This window comes from Arthrobacter ginkgonis (assembly GCF_039540195.1).
In the GTDB taxonomy this organism is placed as follows: Bacteria; Actinomycetota; Actinomycetes; order Actinomycetales; family Micrococcaceae; genus Zafaria; species Zafaria ginkgonis.
Genome location: NZ_BAABEO010000020.1, coordinates 90461 through 104382, shown reverse-complemented (window position 1 = coordinate 104382; position 13922 = coordinate 90461). Strand labels below are relative to the sequence as shown.

14 protein-coding genes are annotated in these 13922 nt (G+C 70.2%); 6 read left to right on the top strand and 8 right to left on the bottom strand.

The genetic code is table 11. From position 1 onward, the window contains the following. Positions 1-123: 123 nt before the first annotated feature. Entirely contained in the window at positions 124-642 is a 519-nt protein-coding gene (locus ABD912_RS15590) for a phosphohydrolase (RefSeq protein WP_345152156.1), read from the top strand. A 118-nt stretch (positions 643-760) separates the two neighbouring features. On the opposite strand, the gene ABD912_RS15585 is transcribed toward ABD912_RS15590, so the two are convergent. Continuing rightward, complete coding sequence (locus tag ABD912_RS15585) at positions 761-2014, bottom strand: FAD-dependent monooxygenase (RefSeq protein ID WP_345152154.1); 1254 nt, start codon at positions 2012-2014, stop codon at positions 761-763. A 96-nt stretch (positions 2015-2110) separates the two neighbouring features. Between ABD912_RS15585 and ABD912_RS15580 the strand changes: the two genes are divergently transcribed. From ABD912_RS15580 to ABD912_RS15565, 4 genes are all read left to right on the top strand, one after another. Next, positions 2111-2917 (top strand): IclR family transcriptional regulator, encoded by an 807-nt coding sequence (locus ABD912_RS15580; protein WP_345152152.1) that lies wholly within the window; start codon positions 2111-2113, stop codon positions 2915-2917. 104 nt (positions 2918-3021) lie between these two features. After that, on the top strand, positions 3022-4119 hold the full coding sequence (locus tag ABD912_RS15575; RefSeq protein WP_345152151.1) for a cupin domain-containing protein: 1098 nt from the start codon (positions 3022-3024) through the stop codon (positions 4117-4119). Continuing rightward, positions 4119-4955: a fumarylacetoacetate hydrolase family protein gene (locus ABD912_RS15570; RefSeq protein WP_345152150.1), complete on the top strand. Its 837-nt coding sequence runs from the start codon at positions 4119-4121 to the stop codon at positions 4953-4955. The genes ABD912_RS15575 and ABD912_RS15570 overlap by 1 nt, the downstream gene beginning before the upstream one ends. Before the next feature lie 111 nt (positions 4956-5066). Then, positions 5067-5825: a maleylpyruvate isomerase family mycothiol-dependent enzyme gene (locus ABD912_RS15565; RefSeq protein ID WP_345152148.1), complete on the top strand. Its 759-nt coding sequence runs from the start codon at positions 5067-5069 to the stop codon at positions 5823-5825. Positions 5826-5973: 148 nt separating this feature from the next. Here ABD912_RS15565 and ABD912_RS15560 read toward each other — a convergent pair whose 3' ends face one another. Then, a complete protein-coding gene (locus tag ABD912_RS15560) occupies positions 5974-6531 on the bottom strand; it encodes a TetR/AcrR family transcriptional regulator (RefSeq protein WP_345152146.1) in 558 nt (185 codons plus the stop codon). Between the two features lie 421 nt (positions 6532-6952). Between ABD912_RS15560 and ABD912_RS15555 the strand changes: the two genes are divergently transcribed. Then, positions 6953-8557, top strand: a complete 1605-nt coding sequence (locus ABD912_RS15555) for an MFS transporter (RefSeq protein WP_345152143.1) — start codon at positions 6953-6955, stop codon at positions 8555-8557. Between the two features lie 180 nt (positions 8558-8737). Here ABD912_RS15555 and ABD912_RS15550 read toward each other — a convergent pair whose 3' ends face one another. From ABD912_RS15550 to ABD912_RS15525, 6 genes are all read right to left on the bottom strand, one after another. Further along, a complete protein-coding gene (locus tag ABD912_RS15550; RefSeq protein ID WP_345152140.1) occupies positions 8738-10138 on the bottom strand; it encodes an MFS transporter in 1401 nt (466 codons plus the stop codon). A 137-nt stretch (positions 10139-10275) separates the two neighbouring features. Further along, a complete protein-coding gene (locus tag ABD912_RS15545) occupies positions 10276-10767 on the bottom strand; it encodes a MarR family winged helix-turn-helix transcriptional regulator (RefSeq protein ID WP_345152138.1) in 492 nt (163 codons plus the stop codon). 38 nt (positions 10768-10805) lie between these two features. Next, entirely contained in the window at positions 10806-12305 is a 1500-nt protein-coding gene (locus ABD912_RS15540) for a DUF5129 domain-containing protein (RefSeq protein ID WP_345152136.1), read from the bottom strand. A gap of 17 nt (positions 12306-12322) precedes the next feature. Beyond that, the gene (locus ABD912_RS15535; protein ID WP_345152133.1) at positions 12323-12565 is read right to left on the bottom strand and encodes a PLD nuclease N-terminal domain-containing protein; all 243 of its coding nucleotides are present in this window, start codon (positions 12563-12565) and stop codon (positions 12323-12325) included. 82 nt (positions 12566-12647) lie between these two features. Then, positions 12648-13310, bottom strand: coding sequence for a DUF2278 family protein (locus tag ABD912_RS15530; protein ID WP_345152132.1), 663 nt, complete (start codon positions 13308-13310; stop codon positions 12648-12650). Positions 13311-13422: 112 nt separating this feature from the next. Continuing rightward, positions 13423-13788, bottom strand: a complete 366-nt coding sequence (locus tag ABD912_RS15525) for an RNA-binding S4 domain-containing protein (protein WP_345152131.1) — start codon at positions 13786-13788, stop codon at positions 13423-13425. Between the last annotated feature and the right edge of the window lie 134 nt (positions 13789-13922).

The window sequence follows — 13922 nt, the reverse complement described above, 5'->3', positions numbered from 1 at the left end:
TGCCGGACGCCGCCGTCGTCTGCCTGGTAGGACCTGGGTGCGGGCCAAAGCGGCAGGGGCGGGTGGTAGCTTGATGGTGCCGGCGAGGGTATGGCCCGCGCCGCATGGACCCTGGAGTTGCCCATGGATAGCCTCGCAACGAAAAACGCCCTCCTGAACGACAGCCCTTGGGGCGGCACCCCGCTGGTGGCCGCGGCACGGGCCATCGCCACCATCGCCCACCGCGGGCAGACGGACAAGCTTGGCGTGGATTACATCCTGCACCCCGCGCGGGTCGCGGCCCGCCTGGCGGATCCGGTCGAGGTGGCCGCCGCGTGGCTGCACGATGTGGTTGAGGACTGCGGCGTCATCCCGGACGACCTGCTCAAGGCGGGGATCGCCCCGGAGGTGGTGGACGCCGTCGTGCTGCTGACCAGGCCTCCGCGCGGCCAGGAGGGCTCGGACCCTGACGCCTACTACCGGGCCTTGCGGGAGAACCCGGTCGCCCTCGCCGTCAAGCGCGCCGACATCGCAGACAACACGGACCCCAGCCGCACGGCGCTGCTGCCCGCAAAGGAGCGCGAGCGACTGCGGGCCAGATACGACCATGCGCTGCAGGTCTTGGCCGGCCGGGAGTCGGGCCGGGAGTCGGGCCGGGAGTAGGGGAGGACCGGGGCGCCGGAGGGGGAGCGGGCACCGCCTGCGGCAAGCGGCTCCCGCCTCCTGAGCGGGGACGGGAGCCGCTTGATCCCTGTCTTCGCGGAGAAAACGCAGCCGCCGTCTAGGCTCTGGCCGCGGCCAGGTTTGGAGCAGCGATGCCCGGTGCCGCGTCCTGGCCGTAGAGCCAGTCGGTGTAGCGGTAGTCGTCGCCGCGGTTCTTGAACAGGGTGTTGCGCAGGGAGCGGGCGATGCCCGGCTCGACGTGCCAGGACTCGCCCCACACGCGGGCGGTGCGCTGGACGGTGGCCGTGCGCTCGGCGCGGGCTTCGTTGTAGGCGGCGAGCGCGGCGTCCCAGGCGCCGGCGTCGACGCCTTCGCCGGCGAAGACCGTGGCGGCGGTGACGTCCTGCAGCACCGCGGCGTCCTCGAAGGCCTGGCACGCGCCCTGGGCCAGGTACTGGAGCATCGGGTGGGCCGCGTCGCCGATCAGGGCCATGCGCCCGTCCACCCAGTTCCGGATCGGATCGCGGTCGTACATGGGCCAGCGGATGCTGGCGGTGAGGTTCTTCAGGGAGTTGCGGACCTCGGGAACGCAGTCCTTGTAGGCCTCCTGCAGTTCCGCCTCCAGTTCGGCGACGCCGGAAACCTGCTCGATGCCGCGCTCGAAGGAGGGCGACTTGAAGACCGCGACCGTGTTGAGCAGTTCGCCCTTGCGCAGCGGGTACTGGACCAGGTGGCAGTTCGGGCCCAGGTAGACCACAACGTCCTCCAGGTCCTGGGCGTTCTCCACCTCGGCGATCGGGCGGGTGCCGCGGTAGGCGACGTAGGCGGAGCCGACCGGCTGGTCGCCGGAAACGGCAGGGCGGAGCGCGGAGCGGATGCCGTCGGCGCCGAGCACGACGCCGGCCCGGTAGGTCTCGCCGGTGGAGGCGAAGGCCGTGGCGGTGTCCCCGGCGGTCTCGACCTTTTCGATCTCGACGCCGTTCGCCAGTTCGACGCCGAGCCGGTGGCACTCCTCCACGAGGATGCGGTGCAGGTCCGGGCGGTGGACCACCACGTAGGGGGCGCCATATGTGGCCTGGAACTGGGCGCCGACGTCCTGGCGGGCGATTTCCTCGCCGGAGAGCGCATCGCGGAACACGAGGTGGCGCGGCTTCACGCCGATCTCCATCACCTTCTCCAGCAGGCCCCAGCGCTGGAGCAGGCGGGTGGCGTTGGGGGCCAGCTGCAGGCCGGCGCCCACCTCGCCGAATTCGGGGGCCCGCTCGACGAGCGTGACGCTGGCGCCGTTGGTGCGCTGGCCGATCGCGGCGGCCAGGCCGGCCATGCCGCCGCCGACGACCAGGACATCGGATGCGTTGGGGGAAGTGGACATGTCTTGCCTCTCTGGTGGGGTCCGGGCGGTTGCCCGCGGGACCGGTTTCCTCACACTGTGGTGCCCCTCGCGGCCAGGGAACGATAAAATTCTGTTATGCAGAATCCCAAGGGCCAGCAGCGCAAGCCCACCTACGCCATCGACGCCGTCGACAACGCGCTGACCCTGCTGCAGCTGCTGCGGGACCTGGGGCAGGTCCGGCTGAAGGACGCCGCCGCCGAACTCGGCGTGGCCCCTTCCACCGCACACCGGCTCCTGGCGATGCTGGTCTACCGGGGGTTCGCGGTCCAGGACGAGTCGCGCCGCTACCTGCCCGGCCCGGCGATGGGCGCCGCGCCGGCGGGCATCAGCTGGACCGCGGAACTGCGCCGCATCGCGCAGCCGCACATGGAACTGCTCGCGTCCCGGCTGAACGAGACGGTCAACCTGATGGTGCGCGTGGGCACCCAGGTCCGCTTCCTGAGCACCGTGGAGGGCTCCAACCTGCTGCGCATCGGGGATCGCCAAGGCTCGGTCATGCCGGCCCGGGCGGCGTCCGGCGGGAAGGCGATCCTGGCCGAACTGCCGGAGGCCGTGCTGCGCCAGCTCTACGGCAAGCCCAGCGCCGAAATCGCCGGAGACAGCGTCTCCGCGGCCGAGTTCCCGGCGTTCCTGCGCGAGCTCGCCGCCATCCGGACCGCCGGCTTCGCCGCCAACTTCGAGGGGACCGAGGAGGGCATCAGTGCCCTCGGCCTCACCCTGCACAACGGGGCGGGCACCCTGCTCGGAGCCCTCTCGGTGGCCGTGCCGTCCACGCGCTTCCGGCAGGTGTACGACGCCGGTCTGGTCCGCGCCGTGATGCAGGCCAAGCTGGGCCTCGAGGCCGACCTGCTGGATTTCCAAGTCGGCGGCTCCGCCCAATAAATTCTGCACCAAAGAACTTTGTCCCCCACCGTGCAGTGGGCTGCGTAGCCTCAAAACAGGAACCGCGCCGCACTTCGCAGCCCCCACTTTCCAGGAGGGACACCATGAGCCACAACCAGATGATCGCCGCCGATCCGACGCCGGAAGAGCAGGAACAGCTGGACAGGCTGTACGACGATTTCGGGGCCGAGCACCTGATCCCGCTGTGGACCGAAATCGGGGACCTGATGCCCATGGCGCCGGTGCCGGCGGCCGTGCCGCACGTGTGGCGCTGGAACACGCTGCTGCCGCTGGCCGAGCGGGCCGGGGACCTGGTGCCGGTGGGCCGCGGCGGGGAGCGCCGCGCCATTGCGCTGGCGAACCCGGGCCTGGGCGGGCGCCCCTACGCCACCCCGACGCTGTGGGCCGCGATCCAGTACCTGGGCGGGCACGAGACGGCGCCGGAGCACCGCCACTCGCAGAACGCCTTCCGCTTCGTCGTCGAGGGCGAGGGCGTCTGGACCGTGGTGAACGGGGACCCGGTGCGCATGTCGCGCGGGGATTTCCTGCTGACCCCGGGCTGGAACTTCCACGGCCACCACAACGAAACCGACCAGCCGATGGCCTGGATCGACGGGCTGGACATCCCGTTTGTGCACTACGCCGACGCCGGCTTCTTCGAGTTCGGCACCGAACGGGTGACCGACGAGTCCACCCCTGACATCTCCCGGTCCGAGCGGCTCTGGGCCAACCCCGGCCTGCGCCCGCTTTCGGGCTTGGAGAACACCGTGTCCTCGCCGATCGGCGCCTACCGCTGGGAACACACCGACCGCGCCCTGGCCGAGCAGCTTTTGCTCGAGGACGAGGGCCACCCGGCCACCGTCCATCAGGGCCACGCGGCCGTGCGCTTCGTCAACCCCACCACCGGCGGGGACGTCATGCCGACCATCCGCGCCCAGTTCCACCGCCTGCGCCCCGGCGCCGCCACTCCGGTCACCCGCGAGGTCGGCTCCAGCGTCTACCAGGTCTTCGAAGGCCGCGGGGCGATCACGGTCAACGGGCAAACCCACCCGCTGGAGAAGGGCGACCTGCTCGTCGTCCCGTCCTGGGCCGCCTTCTCCCTGCAGGCCGAAACCGAATTCGACCTGTTCCAGTTCGGCGACCAGCCGATCATGGAGCGCCTGAACTTCAACCGAACCCACATCGAAGGAATGACCAAGTAATGCGCCTGACCACCCTCCGCACCCCCGCAGGAACCGTCGCCGTCCGCCAGGACGGGGACACCTACACCGAGATCGACGGCTTCGCCGACGTCGCCGAACTGCTCCGCGACCCCGAGTGGAAGGCGCGCGCGGCCGCCGCGGCCGGCGCCACCCACCCGGTCGACGGCGCCGAGCTGGCCTCCGTGGTGACCACCCCGGGCAAGATCGTCTGCGTGGGCCTGAACTACCGCAAGCACATCCTGGAAATGGGCCGGGACCTGCCGCAGTACCCGACGCTGTTCTCCAAGTACCCGGAGACGCTGATCGGTCCGAACGACGAGATCGAGCTGCCGGCCGAGGACGAGGCGATCGACTGGGAGGCCGAACTGGCCGTCATCGTGGGCAAGTCCGGCCGCCGCATCCCGCAGGAGGAGGCCGCCGGGCACATCGCCGGCTACTCCATCTGCAACGACATCTCCATGCGCACCTGGCAGTTCCGCACCAAGGAGTGGCTGCAGGGCAAGAACTGGGAGAAGTCGACCCCGCTGGGCCCGGTGCTGGTCACCGGCGACGAATGGACCCCCGGCGGCACCATCCGCACCGTCCTGGACGGCAAGGTCATGCAGGAAGCCTCCACCGGGGACCTGCTCTTCGACCCGGAGTTCCTGGTCTCCTACGTCTCCACGATGATCACCCTGAACCCGGGCGACGTCATCATCACCGGCACCCCCGGCGGCGTCGGCCGGGCCCGCACCCCGGAGGTGTACATCACCGACGGGCAGACCGTGGAAACCAGCATCGAGGGCATCGGCACCCTGCGCAACCGCGCGGTCGCCACGGTGTCCGCCACCGTCTGACCCGCCCCCACCCGTACCCTGCCCGCCCGGTCCGGCACCTCCTGCCGGGACCGGGCGGGCACCCGCCAAGCCCCACCCCTCAACCCCACTCCTCAACCCTTGGGAGGACCGATGACTGCCCGCCATGACCTGACCACCGATGCGACCCTGCTGGCCGAACTGCTCACGGTCCGGCGCGGGACCGCGTTCTTCGGACGCAAGCTCAACGAACTCACCGACGACCAGCTTCGGGAGCCCTCGCTGCTGCCGGGCTGGAGCCGGGCCCACGCCGTCGCGCACATCGGCTACAACGCCCGCGCCCTCACCCGGCTCATCGAGTGGGCGAACACGGGCGTGGAAACCCCCATGTATTCCTCGCCCGACGCGCGCAACCAGGAGATCGACGCCGGCGCCACGCTGCCGGCGCGCGCCCTGCGCCACCTGCACGAACACGCCGCGATCACGCTGGACGTCAGCTGGCGCGACACCCCGCCCGACGCCTGGGGCCAACCGGTCAAAACCGCCCAGGGCCGCACCGTGCCCGCCGCGGAGACCGTTTGGATGCGCACCCGCGAGATCTGGGTCCACGCCGTGGACCTGGACAATGGCGCCCGCTTCAGCGACATCCCGGACCATGTCAACGAACGGCTGCTGGGCGACGTCGCCGGTACCTGGAAGGCCCGGGGGCAGGACAAGGGGCTGGTCCTGAAGGTCGCCGGCGCGCCGAACACCACGGAGCTGAACACTACTGAATGGGGCGACCTGGACGCCGTCGACCCGGAAGTCGTCTCCGGCAGCCTGCCGGCCTTGACCGGCTGGGCCTTGGGCCGCAGCCGCGACGGCATCACCTCCAGCCACCGCGAGGACCCGGCCGCGCCACGCTGGCTTTAGGAACGGCTGGCTTTAGGCACGGCCGGCTTCGATGCCCCCTCTTCAGCAGGGTCCGCGTCCCTGGAAGGAGGCATCCAGGGACACGCGCCAGGCTTTCCCCGCCGAATGCGGGGCGTCGCCGGTTCCGGCGGCGCCCCGCATTCGGCGTCTATTCGGCCAGCAGGTGGCACCAGGTGTCGGTCAGCAGGTCCAAGGCCTGTTCGCCGTCGGTGTCCCAGCCCAGCCGCATCCACCGCCGGGACAGGAACTCCAGGCCGCCGAAGGCCAGCAGGCAGCGGTCCCGCCGCGTCGCCGGGTCGAAGCGGCCGGCCTGGTCCAGGCCCTGCTGCATCTCCTCCACGGTTTCGTCGAACCACCGGTCCAGCGCCGCCTGGATGTCCGGATCGACGGCGGCAGCCTGGTGGCCGGCGATGACATACGGGCGGATGGCCGCCCACTGGTCGAACTTCCGGGCCAGCCAGGCCTTGATTTCCTTCCGTTCCCCGCTGCGCACCACGGCCGGCAGGGGCGGCGAATCGGTGCTGGTGAGGATGTTGTTGGCCTCCTGGATCAGGGACTGCATCAGGTGGGCCTTCGAGGGGAAATGCGCATAGAAGGTGGTCCGGGTCGTGTCGGCGGCGGCGGCGATGTCGTCGACCGTCGTTGACGCGTACCCCTTTTCGTCGAAGAGCGCCAGGGCCTTCCGCAGCAGGAGCTGGCGGGTCATCTGCTTCTGTGCTTTTCGGAGACTGGCCACGGAGTCAGGTTAGTCGACGGTGCAGGGCGGCCGTCGGGGGAGGGGGCCGAACGGATTTCACCCCTCGGGATGGCGCAAACCGCGGCACTCGGCGCGGACAATTCCGTCTCAGGGACCGCGAGACGAAACTTCAAAGCCCAACTTGCAGAGGATTGAGATTTCAATCACTAAATTCAGTTGACGCACCGTAAAGTCAATTGTCATAATAATAGTGAAAATGCTCACAGGGGCAGCCAATGCCCAGCCACTCCCGGCAAAACGGCCGCAGCAGGATTGCGTTGCCGCCGGGCCTGCCTCGAAGCACTCACCGTCGGGCCCGTGCTGGGCTCCGTCTCCAGGCGCGCCCACCTCTTCTCCGACCGGCAAGGCCACCACAAGCAAAAGGAGCACCATGATTCAGGATCCCGGGTCCCCGACCCCCATCTCCCCGCCGCCCCCGGCTCCGCCGGCGCGCATCAAGGGCACCTTGGCCGCGGCCTCCCTGGCCGTGATGGTCGCGCAGGTCGCCAACGCCCTGCCCGGCGCGCTCAACGGCGTGTTCCAGCAGACCTTCAACACCGTCGGCTCGCAGCTGACCTGGATCACCGCGGCGTTCATGATCCCGGTCGTGGTCTTCGAACTGACCTTCGGGGTGCTGGGAGACCGCTTCGGGCACCGCAAGCTGGTCGCCGGCGGGTCCGCCCTGATGGTCCTGGGCTCGATCGTGTGCACGTTCTCGCCCACGATCGAGTGGATGTGGGCCGGTTCGGCGCTGAACGGCCTCGGCGCCGGCGCCGTCTTTCCGGCCACGCTGGCGCTGGTCGCGGCGGTCGCCCGCACCCCGAAGGAGCGCATCCGCGGCATCGCGGTCTGGGCGGGCTTCCTCTCCGCCGGCTCCGCGCTCTCCCCGCTGCTCGGCGGGGTGTTCGCCGGGTTCGGCTGGTGGCGCGGCGCGTATGCCGCCGTCGCGCTCATCAGCCTCGCCGCCGTCGTCATCACGCTGCTGCGCGCCCAGGAGTCCGCGAAGCAGGAGGGCCGCCGGCCCGACCTGTGGGGCCAGACAACCTTCGCGATCGGCCTGATCCTGGTGCTGTTCGGCCTGGTCCAGGGGCCGGAGGACGGCTGGACCGCCACCCACGTGATCGCCTCCCTGGTCATCGGGGCCGTTATGCTCGTGGTCTTCGTGGCGATCGAGCTGCGCGTCGAGTCCCCCCTGCTGGACCTGCGCCTGTTCCGCAACCGCCAGTTCACGGTGTCGTCCATCGTCGCGGTGGTGGGCATGTTCGCCTTCCTGGGCGCCTGCTTCTCTACCAGCATGTGGCTGGGCCCCGTGCAGCACCAGGACGGGCTCTACATCGGACTGCTGTTCCTGCTCCTTCAGGGCCCAGCCTTCTTCCTGATCCCGGTGATCCACCGCCTGCAGGAGCGCATCGCCGCGCGCTGGCTGCTGACCGTGGGCTTCCTGTCGATGGGTGCGGGGGCGTTCCTGGCCAGCCAGAACGACGTCGCCAACCGCGACGTGACCGCTTTCGTGCTGCCCTCGCTGCTGGTCGGCATCGGCTTCGCCCTGACGCTGTCCCCGATGACGGCGATCGCTGTCACCTCCGTGCCCCGTCACCAGACCGGCATGGCCAGCGCCACCACCAACCTGCTGCGCGACCTCGGCTTCGCGCTCGGCCCGGTGCTGGTCGGCGCGATCGCCCTCAGCGCCGCCGGCAGCCAACTGGTCCCGGCGCTGCAAGCCTCCGGTCTGCCGGCCGACCAGCTCGGCCCGGCCCTCGGGATTGCCGAAGCCGGGGGACCCATCGCGCTGAACAGCCTGCCTCAGGGCGTCCCGGGCTCGGCCGCCCACGAGATAGCCCTGCAGGCCCTGGGCAACGGGTTCTCCCTCGCGTTCACGGTGGTCGCCCTCGCCGCCCTCGCCGCGGCCCTGTTGAGCCTGATCGGCCTGCACGGCATCCGCAACGAACACCAGCAGGCAGCCGAGCCGGAGGCCACCGCCGACCTGGTGCATTAGGAGGCCTCGTGCTTTAAGAGGTCGGGTGCATTAAACGACTTGTGCACTAGCCGATCCGCCGGTGCCGTCGGGCGCCGGACGGTTTGGCCCGGAACCAGAGCGCCGCCCTCCCCATCGTGGGGGAGGGCGGCGCTTTGCGTCCGTGGCGGTGCGTCCGTACCGGTGCGTACCGCCGTCGGGCTACAGGTGGACGGCCGGCACCTCTGACTCCGCGCCGCTGAACGTCTTCTTGTCGATGGTGATGAGCGCCAGGGCGATCGGCGCGATCAGGAGGGCGAGAACCGCGGCCCAGAGGAAGACCGCGGAGTAGCCGGCGGACAAAGCCTCCAGCATCGGTCCGCCCGCGGCGGCGGTGGCGGCGGCCGCGATGGTGCTGAAGAGGGCGATGCCCAGCGAGCCGCCGATCTGCTGGGATGCGTTCACCAGGGCACTGGCGGCGCCGGCGTCGTCCTTGCCGACGCCGAACAGGGCGAGGTTCTGCATGGGCACGAAGACCAGGCCCAGGCCCACGCCCATCAGGACCAGGGCGGGCAGCATGTCGACGAGGTAGGTGCCGTCAGCGCTCACCCGGGTGAGCCACAGCATGGCGGCCGCCATGAAGACCGGACCGGCCGCCGTGGGGATCTTCGCGCCGAGTTTGGGCAGGTTCTTGGCGACGATTCCGGCAGTGAGGATCAGGACGACGGTCATGGGCAGCGAGGCCAGGCCGGCCATGAACGGCGCGAAGCCGAGCACGATCTGGAGGTGGAAGTTGATGAACAGGATGCCGCCGATGAGGACGGCGCCCGCCAGGAACGAGGCCAGGAACGCGGCGCCCCGGTTGCGTTCGGTGGCCACGCGCAGCGGCAGCAGCGGGTGCCTGACACTCCGCTCGACCAGGACGAACAGCACCATCAGGACGGCGCCGGCCAGGATGAAGCCCCACGCCTCGGGGGCGGCCCAGCCGTGCTCGGCGTTGGTGAAGCCGTAGACCAGGGAGCCCAGGCCGAGCGCGGCCAGGACGACGCCGGGCCAGTCGTACCTGGTGTCGCCGTCGGCTTTGCTTTCCGTGACGCTGTAGGCGACGCCGAGCAGTGCCACGATGGCGATGGGCACGTTCACGTAGAAGCACCAGCGCCAGGAGACGTACTCGGTCAGGTATCCGCCCAGGAGGACGCCGATGGCCGCGCCAACGCCGCTCAGCGAACCGAAGATGGCGAAGGCCGTGCCCCGGCTCTTCCCGCCCGGGAACGCCACGGTCAAGAGGGCGAGCGCGGCCGGCGCCAGCAGCGCCGCGAAGACGCCCTGCAGTGCGCGGGCGCCGATGAGTACCGAGGCATCCTGCGCAACGCCGCCGATGACCGAGGCCGCGGCGAAGCCCGCGGAGGCCCAGATGAAGGCCTTCTTCCGGCCCCAGAAGTCCGCGATGCGTCCGCCGAGCAGCAGGAGGGCGCCGAAGGCCAGCGCATAGCCGGTCACGACCCACGAGCGGGTCGAATCGCTGATGCCCAGTTCCTCCTGCAGGCGGGGCAGGGCGAGGTTCACGATGGTGCCGTCGAGCACCACCATCAGCTGCGCCAGGGAAAAGAAGATCAAGGCCATCCAGGCTTTTCGGGATGTGCCCGGTTGCTGATTGGGCGGCGCGCTGGTCGTTGCTGTCGTCACTGTTTCCACACTTCCTCAAAGTAATACTTACAAAAGTATAAGTGATGAACGGAAGCGGTCCGAACTCGGCGGGATCAGCCCGGCTGCCCAATGATCGAGGCGAGGCGCTGGAGGGCGGGCAGGCTGGCCCGGATCCGGGCCTGCTCCTCCGGCAGCAGCTGCGCGGTCGCTGTTGCCAGCACATCGGCCCAAGCCGTCTCCAGGAGCGTCTTGATCCGCAAGGATTCGTCGGTGGGATGAAGAGTGACGTAACGCTTGTCGGTGGCGTCGCGGGTGCGGGTGACCAGCCCGCGGGCGACCAGTTCGCGCAGCTGGGTGCTGACGTTGCTGAACTGCCGTCCCAGCCGGGAGGCCACCTCGGCGACCGTGATCCCAGGCTGGTTCTCCACCACGCGCAGGATCTCAATCAACGCGTTCGGCAGCGGAGGCAGGCCCGTGCCCTCGAGGGATTTTCGGCGCACGTCGAAGGAAATGTCCATCAGCGCCACGGCAAGTCCCCGGTGGTCCACGGCTGGCGCTGGGTCCTGCGCGGTGTCCGGCGCCGCGGCGGATTCAACGTTTTCCATTCCCCCAGCTTAGGCCGCGGCCCCGCCCCGGACGGGCGCTAGAACCGGGAGGAACTGCCGGAGCCCGAAAAGCTTCCTCCGCTGGAACCGTAGCCGGTGCTGGGGGAGGACGAGGCGCTGGTGCGCGCCTCCTCCACGGCCGAGCGCCCGCTGCTGAAACCCGCGGAGTAGGCGATAACGCCGCGGCCGCCCAGGTTCGGGTAGCCCACGTCGATGATCGTGCCGTGGCTGCGGGTCCGCAGGCGCTCCTGCTCGCGGGCCTTCTCCAGTTCCGCGCGCATCAGGTCCGCCTCCTGCTTGCTCCGCGTGGCGGCCTCGACCACGGTGTCCGCATGGGCGGCCAACAGGCCGGTGAGTTCCTCGCGGGCCCTCCGCACGGCGTCGAGCGCCTGGTCGGGGGTCAGGGTCCGGTCGGCCAGGCCGGCGCCGCAGGCCTCCAGCCGTTCCCGGGCGCCTTCGGCGAACAGGCGCAGGGCGCGGGCGCTGGCGGCGTCGGTTCCGGCGCCCGCAAGAAGCTGCGGGATCCCGTCCAGGTCCTCCCGCAGGCCCGCGGTCTGGGCCCTCCAGGCCTTCCGCCAGTGGTTGGACATGTTCAGCAGGTCGTTGGCCTGGGCTATCGCGTCGTCCAGTCCGTCCAGGGACAGGGCCAGCTCCTCGAACCGTTCGGCCTTGCGGACCGCTTCCTTTCGCGAGCGCGCCCTCTTGCCCAGTCCCAGCAGGTCCTGGTGCATCCGCGTCGCCTCGGAATGGCGTTCCTCGAAACCGGAAAACTTCTCCAGCAGCAGCCGCCCGTAGGCCGAGTCCTCCGGCACCGTGCGCGCGTTCAGCTCGGTGGCCTCCAGGTCGGTGGTGACGGACGCGTAGGACGCCTCGCCCCGCTCCAGCAGTTCGGCGAAGAGTCGGCGGCGGCCGGCCCGCACCGCCTTCGCCGTGCCGAGCGCGCCCAGTCCGATCACGGCCGCCGCCGCGCCCGCGATGTACAGGGCGGGGGAACGGTACCAGGGGCGGTTCATCAGGTCTGCGGCCTTGGCGATCCCGTCGATCGTGCCGTCCGTCCAGCGCGCCTCCCGGTAGGCGTCCTTGGTCGCCTCCTGGATCTCCTCCTGCTGGTCGAGGCTGACCTTCCGGTCCTCGCCGAAGTACGTGCCGACCTGGCGCCCGTCCGGGTCCAGGGCGATCAGGAACAGGCCGTCGGCCCACTTCTGCCCGTCGGCGGTGATCCACTCCGGGTGCTCCGCGCGGGCGAACGCCAGGACCACCTCGTTGAGGTTGTCGGACGCCTCGCCGCGGCGCGTGTAGACGGCGACGGTGGTCGGCTCGTAGAAGTCCAGGCCCGCGACGGCGGACTCGAGCTGCGGCAGGTACAGCACGCCGGCGTCGTCCTCCACCACCAGGTCGGTGGCCGGCACCGCGTGCGCGGCCGGGGCCGCGGTCAGCCCCAGCAGCACGACGGCGGCGGCCACCACCAGCCAGCGCAGCGCCTGCGCCGCCCGGAGGGCAAGGCCACGGACGCCGGAGGCGCGCGTTGTGGTCACCATGTCGGACGCCGCCGGGCTCAGGCCTTGCGGCGCCCGAAGACGAAGTAGGCGATCGGGCCGATGAAGTTGATGAAGGTGCCGGCGATCCACGCGGCCTTGGGGCCCTTGATCTGGTAGGCCGGACGCTTGGTGATGTCCTTGATGGCGGCGGTCTGCAGGGCGATCTGCAGGGCCCCGAGGGAGAGAACCCGGGCCTGCTGGGCCTTGGTCAGGTCTTTCCAGTGCTTCCTGTCCTGGTGGTACTTGCGGAGGCTGCCCATGGCAGGTCCTTTCGGTCTGCGGTGCGGATGACTTCATCCTAGGCCGGTTCGCGGCGCAGGGCTCTAGTTCGCCCGGCCCGCTTCAGGCCGGCCTGCCGGTGCTGTCCGTGACGGAGGCCTGCGTCTTGAACTTGTTGCAGAAGACCGCGTAGGAGCCGTCGGTGCGCTGGGCCAGGGTGGCCCCGTCCTGCCAGATGCCGTTCTCCGCTGACCACTCGGTGCCGGGCGGATCGCCCTGGTTCTGGTGGATGTTGTGGACACCCAGGGTGCCGTCGTGGAACGGCTCGCCGAAGACGAACAGCCGCTGGGAGGCGTCGATCAGGGGTTCGAGCTCGGCCAGCGCATCGGTGCTCCGCCCCGATTTCCAGGGCTGATCGTGCATAAGGGGCCCGAGCAGGCGGGCCCAGATGCCCGTCGCCCCGAGCAGGCACCCGGGCTTCAGCGGGCGCAGGTCGGGATTGCGGATGTAGTCTAGGGCCCCGCTGGCGGGGGAGGCGGCCAGAAGGTGCCACCCGTTGGACAGGGCATCGATCCCCTTGAGCGTGGATGCGGGCAGCTCGACGGTCTTCCACTGGACCCCGTTGGGCAGGAACTTGCTGTCGACGTCAATGGCGCAGTGGTAGGTCCCCGCCGGCGCTGAAACGTACAGGTTCCCGTGGAAGTACTGGCCGTAGTCGTTGACCGGATCGCGGTGGTAGTGGTGCCGCGTGCCGATGACGACGCCGTATCCGTGGTTGAGAGGCATGGGCGCTCCCTGGGGGTGGGCAGGGCGTCGTGGAGTGCACGCCGCCTGGTATCAGGATCGATCCGGCCCGTTACTGCGGCGTTACGGTCCCGCCGGCCCCGGTCCGGCGCCGCTACCCGCGCAGCTTTTCCATGTCGCGGCGGTCCTTCTTGGTGGGACGCCCCGTGCCGCGGTCGCGCACCGGGACGCTGGGGACCAGTTCGCGGGGGCGCTCGGGCGTGGTGTCGATGTAGCAGCGGGCGGCCGCCTCGGCGCCGACCCGCTTGGAGATCAGCGCGCCCACCTCCAACAGCCGCTCGAAACCCGGCTGGCGCACCCTGATGGCATCCCCGACCACGACGGTCTGCGCGGCTTTCACCGGGCGTCCGTTCAGGCGCACGTGCCCGGCGCGGCAGGCGGCGGTGGCCGCCGAACGGGTCTTGTAGGCGCGGATCGCCCAGAGCCAGGCGTCGATGCGGACGGATTCGGTGCTGCCCATGGTCCCCAAGTCTAGTAGGCGGCGAGGGGCCCGCGCCGAGCGAAGCCAGGTGCGGGAGCCGGCCGGACGCTCTCCCAGACGCCCCTGCGTGGCCCGACGGTGAATCCGATGATAACGGTGTGGCAAATGTGCAT

What these genes read in the sequence shown, in the direction of transcription:
- ABD912_RS15590 (WP_345152156.1), top strand. Translation starts at nt 124, where the DNA reads ATGGATAGCCTCGCAACGAAAAACGCCCTCCTGAACGACAGCCCTTGG.
- ABD912_RS15585 (WP_345152154.1), bottom strand. Translation starts at nt 2,014, where the DNA reads ATGTCCACTTCCCCCAACGCATCCGATGTCCTGGTCGTCGGCGGCGGC.
- ABD912_RS15580 (WP_345152152.1), top strand. Translation starts at nt 2,111, where the DNA reads ATGCAGAATCCCAAGGGCCAGCAGCGCAAGCCCACCTACGCCATCGAC.
- ABD912_RS15575 (WP_345152151.1), top strand. Translation starts at nt 3,022, where the DNA reads ATGAGCCACAACCAGATGATCGCCGCCGATCCGACGCCGGAAGAGCAG.
- ABD912_RS15570 (WP_345152150.1), top strand. Translation starts at nt 4,119, where the DNA reads ATGCGCCTGACCACCCTCCGCACCCCCGCAGGAACCGTCGCCGTCCGC.
- ABD912_RS15565 (WP_345152148.1), top strand. Translation starts at nt 5,067, where the DNA reads ATGACTGCCCGCCATGACCTGACCACCGATGCGACCCTGCTGGCCGAA.
- ABD912_RS15560 (WP_345152146.1), bottom strand. Translation starts at nt 6,531, where the DNA reads ATGACCCGCCAGCTCCTGCTGCGGAAGGCCCTGGCGCTCTTCGACGAA.
- ABD912_RS15555 (WP_345152143.1), top strand. Translation starts at nt 6,953, where the DNA reads ATGATTCAGGATCCCGGGTCCCCGACCCCCATCTCCCCGCCGCCCCCG.
- ABD912_RS15550 (WP_345152140.1), bottom strand. Translation starts at nt 10,138, where the DNA reads ATGGCCTTGATCTTCTTTTCCCTGGCGCAGCTGATGGTGGTGCTCGAC.
- ABD912_RS15545 (WP_345152138.1), bottom strand. Translation starts at nt 10,767, where the DNA reads ATGGAAAACGTTGAATCCGCCGCGGCGCCGGACACCGCGCAGGACCCA.
- ABD912_RS15540 (WP_345152136.1), bottom strand. Translation starts at nt 12,305, where the DNA reads ATGGTGACCACAACGCGCGCCTCCGGCGTCCGTGGCCTTGCCCTCCGG.
- ABD912_RS15535 (WP_345152133.1), bottom strand. Translation starts at nt 12,565, where the DNA reads ATGGGCAGCCTCCGCAAGTACCACCAGGACAGGAAGCACTGGAAAGAC.
- ABD912_RS15530 (WP_345152132.1), bottom strand. Translation starts at nt 13,310, where the DNA reads ATGCCTCTCAACCACGGATACGGCGTCGTCATCGGCACGCGGCACCAC.
- ABD912_RS15525 (WP_345152131.1), bottom strand. Translation starts at nt 13,788, where the DNA reads ATGGGCAGCACCGAATCCGTCCGCATCGACGCCTGGCTCTGGGCGATC.